The sequence below is a fragment of the Serratia sp. (in: enterobacteria) genome (assembly GCF_046715635.1).
Lineage (GTDB): Bacteria > Pseudomonadota > Gammaproteobacteria > Enterobacterales > Enterobacteriaceae > Chania.
Window position 1 is genome coordinate 1 of the sequence record NZ_JBKJYW010000442.1, and the last position, 6,766, is coordinate 6,766.

7 protein-coding genes are annotated in these 6,766 nt (G+C 54.9%); 5 read left to right on the plus strand and 2 right to left on the minus strand.

Annotated elements, in window-relative coordinates; all coding sequences use genetic code 11:
* The first annotated feature begins 5 nt into the window (after positions 1 to 5).
* The 5 genes from ACLQ7H_RS23080 (at position 6) to ACLQ7H_RS23100 (ending at position 4,968) form a co-directional block, all read left to right on the plus strand.
* Positions 6 to 911 carry a LysR family transcriptional regulator gene (locus ACLQ7H_RS23080; RefSeq protein ID WP_411754681.1) on the plus strand — a complete coding sequence of 302 codons (906 nt, stop codon included), beginning with the start codon at positions 6 to 8 and terminating at the stop codon, positions 909 to 911.
* A gap of 213 nt (positions 912 to 1,124) precedes the next feature.
* Positions 1,125 to 1,940: an alpha/beta hydrolase gene (locus ACLQ7H_RS23085; RefSeq protein ID WP_411754675.1), complete on the plus strand. Its 816-nt coding sequence runs from the start codon at positions 1,125 to 1,127 to the stop codon at positions 1,938 to 1,940.
* Complete coding sequence (locus ACLQ7H_RS23090; RefSeq protein ID WP_411754676.1) at positions 1,924 to 2,295, plus strand: RidA family protein; 372 nt, start codon at positions 1,924 to 1,926, stop codon at positions 2,293 to 2,295. The genes ACLQ7H_RS23085 and ACLQ7H_RS23090 overlap by 17 nt, the downstream gene beginning before the upstream one ends.
* A 62-nt stretch (positions 2,296 to 2,357) precedes the next feature.
* A complete protein-coding gene (locus ACLQ7H_RS23095; protein WP_411754677.1) occupies positions 2,358 to 3,542 on the plus strand; it encodes an aromatic amino acid transaminase in 1,185 nt (394 codons plus the stop codon).
* Positions 3,543 to 3,564: 22 nt separating this feature from the next.
* Positions 3,565 to 4,968 carry an amino acid permease gene (locus ACLQ7H_RS23100; RefSeq protein ID WP_411754678.1) on the plus strand — a complete coding sequence of 468 codons (1,404 nt, stop codon included), beginning with the start codon at positions 3,565 to 3,567 and terminating at the stop codon, positions 4,966 to 4,968.
* Positions 4,969 to 4,998: 30 nt separating this feature from the next.
* Here the strand turns inward: ACLQ7H_RS23100 and paaY are convergent, their stop codons facing one another.
* Positions 4,999 to 5,595, minus strand: coding sequence for a phenylacetic acid degradation protein PaaY (paaY, locus tag ACLQ7H_RS23105; protein ID WP_411754679.1), 597 nt, complete (start codon positions 5,593 to 5,595; stop codon positions 4,999 to 5,001).
* 12 nt (positions 5,596 to 5,607) lie between these two features.
* Positions 5,608 to 6,549 (minus strand): phenylacetic acid degradation operon negative regulatory protein PaaX, encoded by a 942-nt coding sequence (gene paaX / locus ACLQ7H_RS23110; protein WP_411754680.1) that lies wholly within the window; start codon positions 6,547 to 6,549, stop codon positions 5,608 to 5,610.
* Positions 6,550 to 6,766 lie beyond the last annotated feature (217 nt).

The following is a 6,766-nucleotide window of genomic DNA, read 5'->3' on the forward strand; positions in this document are numbered from 1 at the left end:
AATCTATGGATCGTTTGGACGAGTTGGCGATTTTTGTGGCGGTGATCCAGCAGGGGAGTTTGGCCGGTGCGGCCCGCAAGCTGCGTCGTTCCGCTCCGGCGGTGACACGAGCTATCGCTTCTTTGGAGCAGCGGTTTGGTGCGCGACTGGTGGAACGCACGACCCGGCGTCTGGCCCCCACGGAGGCCGGGTTGCGGTTAGCCGAACGCGCGCGTGCTCTGTTGCATGACTATCAGGACGCGGTGATGGATACCGCAGAGGCTCAACTGAGCGGGCTACTGCGTATTTCTTCGCCGGTGCAGTTTGGGCGCAAGCATGTGGCACCGGTGGTGATGGCCTTTCTCGAGCGTTACCCGCAAATCCAGATCGATATGCAGTTAAATGACCGCAATCTGGAGTTGATCGATGAAGGGTTGGACGTGGCGGTGCGCATCGGGCATTTACAGGATTCCTCCAAGGTGGCGCGTAAGCTCGGAGAGGTGACACGCATCACCGTGGCTAGCCCGGCCTATCTGGCGCAACGCGGGGAACCGCAGGAACCCGCACAGTTGAGCGATCATGACACTATTGTGGGTACTCTACGTCCGTCGTCAGGTGAATGGCGCTTTGGGCCTAACGAAAATGGTGAGCGAGTACGTTTGACGCCGCGCTTGTTGTTAAACGAGGTGGAAACTCAACTGTTGGCAGTGCGGGCAGGCAAGGGGATTGCCCGGCTGCTGTCTTATCAGGTGGCGGACGATCTGGCCAATGGCACTCTGGTGCGGCTGTTGGCCGGCTACGAGCCCCAGCCGGTGCCGGTGCAGCTAGTGGCGAATAACGTGCAGTATATGCCGCTGAAGGTGCGCACCTTTTGGGATTACGCCTACCAGCACCTCAGTAAAATTTCGCAAATACAACCGACTCACCTGTAGGGGCGCCGCATGCTGCGCCCGCTCAGCTTTATTTTCGAGTTTCATGGATGAAACTTTAAAATAACGTCGAAAATGTTTAACCAGTGAAACTTATTGGCCAAAAAATTAAATTTATATCGCCGATCACGCATTGCTGTCGCCGCTGTCTTGACAATATTTTAACAAGTTGCTAATAGTTAACTCACATCTTAAATAATAAACAAAGTTTAATATATGAAACTTCTAGCGGGCAGTTACGATAACGCAACGACGGTGGCTGATGAAAACGAGATCCTGCTCTCATTTCAATCCCGTAGTCAGCGAGTATACCAACAGCAATGCCATGAATTGGATATTGCTTATGGGGATTCATCGCGTGAAGTTTTTGACTGGTTTTATTCAACTGAAGAATATAAAGGCACGATAATATTTATTCACGGCGGCTATTGGCAGTTTTGTGATAAACAGGATTTTGCTTTTATTGCCAGCACGCCATTGTCATTAGGTTTCGATGTGGTATTGGTGGAATATACCTTGGCACCAGAGGCTAACCTGGCCGATATTTGCCAGCAAATTGGCGGGGCGCTGGATGCCATCGAGCGGCGCCTGAAGCCGCGTGGCGATAAGCCGGTTTATCTCACGGGCCATTCTGCCGGTGGGCATCTGGCGGCGTATTGGCAACACCATCCGCTGGTGCAGGCGGTGTTTCCCATCAGCGGCATTTTTGAGTTACAGCCGCTACTGGCCAGCTACGTAAACCAGCAGCTAAAGCTGAGTACCCAGCAGATAGCGGCCCTAAGCCCGGCGCGTAATATACCGCTCTCTTTGAAGCCCATGGTGTTGTTTTACGGCGCGGCAGAACTGCCGGAGCTGATTGGGCAATCGCTTTATTATTATTCCGCATTGCGGGAGCAAGGGCTGCCGGTTAGCCGTTATGCGCTCCCCGGTGCTAATCATTACAGCGTGCTGGATGCGGTCTTTGCTGCCGATGGCGTTCTGCACCGTTTCCTGCTTACCGATGGAGAGTACCTTGATGCGCACAGTCATTAAAACCGGCCTGCCGGAGATCGGGCAACCTTTTTCCTGGGCGACCAAAGGCGGCGGGATGTTATTCACCGCCCATGGCCCGGTCCGCCAGGATGGCACTATTGAAACCGGCGACCCGGAAAAACAAATCACGCTGACGTTTGATAATTTAGCCACCACGCTGAAGGCCGCCAATAGCCATAGCGATAATGTATTACAGGTTATTGTTTATCTTACCGATGTGAATGACGTTAAGCTGCTCGATCAAATCTACCAACAGTATTTTAATTATCCGTATCCCAACCGCTCAACGGTGATTGTTGATAAGTTGGTGGTGCCAGGGATGAAAATAGAAATTACCGTTAGCGCCATTGCCTAATTAGTTATTAGAAAAATAACATTCACTTGCCAATTCATTAGCCAATGAATTAAGGATGATCTATGTTCGCACATATTACCCCGTCAATGCCCGATCCTATTATGTCACTGATGGAAGCCTATATGCAGGATGCTAATCCGCAAAAGGTTAACTTGGGGATTGGTCTGTATTACGATCATCAGGGTAATATTCCCCTGATGCAGGCCGTACATATTGCCGAACAGCGTTTACTGGAACAACAGCGGCCACATACTTACCCACCAATCGAAGGTTCTGCACTGTTTGCCCGCCAGATCCAGATGCTGCTGTTTGGTGAACCTGAGGATCGTATTGCCACGGTGCAAAGCGTGGGTGGCTCCGGCGCGCTGAAGTTGGGTGCCGATTTTATTTATCACTATCTGGCGCGCCGTGAAATCTGGGTTTCCGATCCTACCTGGGCCAACCACTGGGCGATCTTCGAAGGGGCTGGGTTGAAGGTGAATACCTATCCGTATTTTGACGATGCGTCTGGTCAACTGCGTTTTGATGCCATGCTCGACACGCTCTCCGCCTTGCCGGAAGGGGCGGTGGTATTGCTGCATCCTTGCTGCCATAACCCCACCGGCACCGATCTCAGCCCAGCGCAATGGCAAAGGGTGATCGATGTGGTGCAACAGCGTCGGCTACTGCCTTTCTTTGACATCGCCTATCAAGGCTTTGGCGATGGGCTGGATGAAGACTGCTTCGCACTGCGGGCGATGTTGAAAACCGATGTCGATTTTCTGGTTAGCAACTCCTTTTCCAAGAACGTGGCGCTGTATGGCCAGCGTTTAGGGGGGCTATCGGTGCGCTGTGCTACGGCCGAGGCTGCGGCGAATGTGAAGGGCGCATTGAAAATGCTGATCCGCCGCAGTTATTCCTGCCCGCCGACTCACGGCAGCCAGATTGTGGAAACCCTGCTGGCAGACCCGCAGCTATATCAACAGTGGGCCAGTGAATTGACCACCATGCGTCAGCGGATCAAACAGATGCGCGTTGGCCTGGCAGCTGGGTTGGAGCAGGGCGGCACCACGCTGGACTACGCCCGCATTCGCGATCAAAAGGGCATGTTCAGCTACACCGGGTTGAATGAACGTCAGCTCGGTCAACTGCGGCAGCAATATTCCATTTATCTGGTGGCGCCCGGCAGGATGTGTTTGCCTGGCCTCAACCAGCAAAACCTGGATTATGTGACCGCCGCTATCCTCGACGTTACCCGTACCGCATAACGCATAAAAAAGGTGAGCAACCATGAAAGATGCGAAACGTTTTGACGCTATCGCCCAGCGGCAGGATGGGCTGAAAAAGCACCTGACCGCCGGGCAGATGTCGATGCTGGCGATCGGGGGGGCCATCGGTACCGGCCTGTTTCTGGGGAGTGCTTACGCGATCCAGATGGCAGGACCAAGCGTACTGCTGAGCTATTTTATCGGCGGGGTGATTGCGCTGCTGTTGATGGGATGCCTGGCGGAAATGACCTCCGAGCACCCAACCCCAGGGTCGTTTGGCGACTATGCCGAGTTCTATCTTAGCCCGCTGTTTGGCTTTCTGGTGCGCTATTCCTATTGGTCTTGCGTGGTATTGGCGGTGGGCACCGAGGTGACCGCCATCGGCATGTATATGCAGTTCTGGTTCCCAGGCACGCCGATCTGGCCGTGGGTACTGTTGTTCTCGGCAGCGGTGATTGTCGTCAACGTCGTTGGGGTGAAGTCTTTTGGCCAGGTGGAGTACGCGCTCTCTACCGTCAAGGTGGTGGCCATTTCGGCATTTATCATGATTGGCATCGGTATCCTGGCGTTTTCCGCCAACCCGACCTTCGGTATCCGTAACTTCACCGACAACGGTGGCTTCTTCCCATTCGGGGTGAAAGGCATGTGGTTTGCGGTGATCGTGTCAATATTCAGCTATCTGAGTATTGAGATGATCGCGGTTGCCGCGGGGGAAGCCAAAAACCCGGTGGTAGCCGTGAAAAGCGCGTTTAAAGGCACCATTCTGCGGCTGTTTATCTTCTATATGATGTCGATAGCGCTGATGCTGGCCATCGTGCCGTGGCGGCAGTCCGGCACTGGTGAAAGCCCGTTCCTGGTGGCGATGAACGTGATCCACCTGCCTGCCGCCGCCGGGATCTTTAACTTTGTGGTACTGATTGCTGCACTGTCTGCCATGAACAGCCAGCTGTATATCACCACCCGCATGATGTTTTCACTGTCACGTGCCGGGCAGGCTCCGGCGGCGCTGGGGCGGCTTAGCAAACGGGGTATTCCGGTCAACGCGCTGGCGCTCTCCTGCGCGGGGATTATTGTCTCTATCGTGCTGAGCATTGCCGCTCCAGAGAAATCCTTCGCGGTGATGATGTCGATTTCGGTGTACGGCGCCTGTTTCACCTGGCTGATGATCTTTGTTACTCACCTGTTCTTCCGCCGCCAGCATAAGCAGACGCATCTCAAGTTCCGCATGTGGGGCTACCCTTACTTTACCTTGGCGGGGGCGCTATTGATGGCCGGACTGATGGTGACCACGTTATTCACGGACTTCTTTAGAATGACGCTGTGGTTTGGCATTCCCTTCACCGTGCTGTTGGTGGCCATCTATTTCTACAGCCGCCGCACGCGGACCTCGGTTGTTGCCGAGGCACCGGTGCAGAGTATGGAGTAATTGTTGACCGGGCTGCGGCCCGGCTCAGAACTAAAGTTGGCTTTTGGGGACGATGTGGTCGCCGAAGTTCAGTCGCTGGCGGCCTGGTTCCGGTGCAGTGAGCGGGGCCACTTCTTTCAGGCTATTTTTGCAGCGCAAGACCAACTCCTGATACTGGAGCGTGCCGGTGCGTTTCCAGGCTAATTCCTGTTCGGTCAATTCGCGGATCACCTTTGCCGGGCTGCCGATCACCAGTTGGTTGGCGGCAATCTCTGCAGCGGCCTTGACGAAGGAACCCGCGCCAACGATGGTATTCTCGCCAATGACCGCACCGTCCATGATGACGGCATTCATGCCGATCATCGCGTTACGGCGCACGCGGCAGCCGTGCAGAATGGCGCTGTGGCCGATATGCCCATCCTGTTCAACTACGGTGTCCTGCTGCGGGAAGCCGTGCATCACGCAGTTATCCTGCACGTTGGCACCGTCTTCGACCACAATGCGTCCAAAGTCGCCGCGCAAGCTGGCATTGGGGCCGATGTAGACGCCTTTGCCGATAATCACGTCGCCAATCAGTACCGCGGTGGGGTGAACATAGCTGCTGGGATCGACTACCGGTGTCAAGCCGTCAATCTGATACACGGGCATAGCACAAACTCCTCAAGATGTAGTGAGATCGCGCGGCAGTCCGCCAAAGCGGCGATAGTAGCCGGCACTGGGTGCAGGCAAGGTGCCGATGGTAGTTTCTGCCAAAGCGCTGACATATTCCGTCGCGGCGCGGTCTACCCGCTGATAGATATTGATGCACAGGTTGCGGGCTATCTGGCCTTCCCATTGAGCGGGTAACAGGGCATCCGGCAGCAGGGGATCTTTCAACACCACGCGGCGGAAAAAGTGGATTAATAATAGCTTAATCTGAAAGCATCGCAGGGGCGTCAGTTCCCGCTCGTCGGCTTCGCGCAGCAGAGCCATCAACGGGCGGAAAGAGACGATAAACTCATGGTAGTAACCGGCCACTTCGCTCAACGACCAGCAGTTGGCGACCATTTGGCGCAGCGTCTGTTCTGAGCGGTTATAGGGGTAGTCGGCACGGAAGTAGATCACCTGCTCACTGGCGTTGAGCTCGCCGAGCAGGGCGGTAACGTCGGTTTGCGCATGGGTCGGTGCAGCCATCAGGTTGTTGGCGATCTGGCCAAAGCCCAGCCAGCCCAGCTCTTTTTTCAGCCGTGCACGCTCGGTTTTTTCCGCACTTTCCAACAGCAGTAGCTCCCATTTGCCATCCCATTGCGGCTGCTCGCTGAGGTAGATTTTGGATTCGGCATGGCGAAACTGGCGCATACCCTGCTCGGTAACGCGGTAATAGCTGCGCCGGCCAATCTTCTCTACGTCCAGCCAACCCTCCTTTTGCAAACGAAACACCGAGGTACGCACAAAACGATCGCCGAAGCCCAGCGCTTCCAGCAGTGCGCTTAAGCTGCCCAACCAGATCTCACCGCCGCGATGGCTCAGCGCATCGCCATAGAGTGAGATGATCAGCGAGGTGCCGCTGATCGGTTGGGCACTTAACGCATGGCGGATAAAGTCGTCCAGTTTATGTTCCATATTTTTCCCTGGGTAAGCCGTTACTGAGACAGAACATTAACATAAACGACAAAGGCTTGCCCCTCACCCCAACCCTCTCCCACAGGGAGAGGGAGCTGGTAGCCCCTGCTCGTTTGGACGTATAACGATAATCTAAGCAAACTCGATCGGCCCCCCCACAACGGGAGGGGGAGGGGGTAGACCGTCCAGGTTTGGACGTAATGGGATATATAAACCA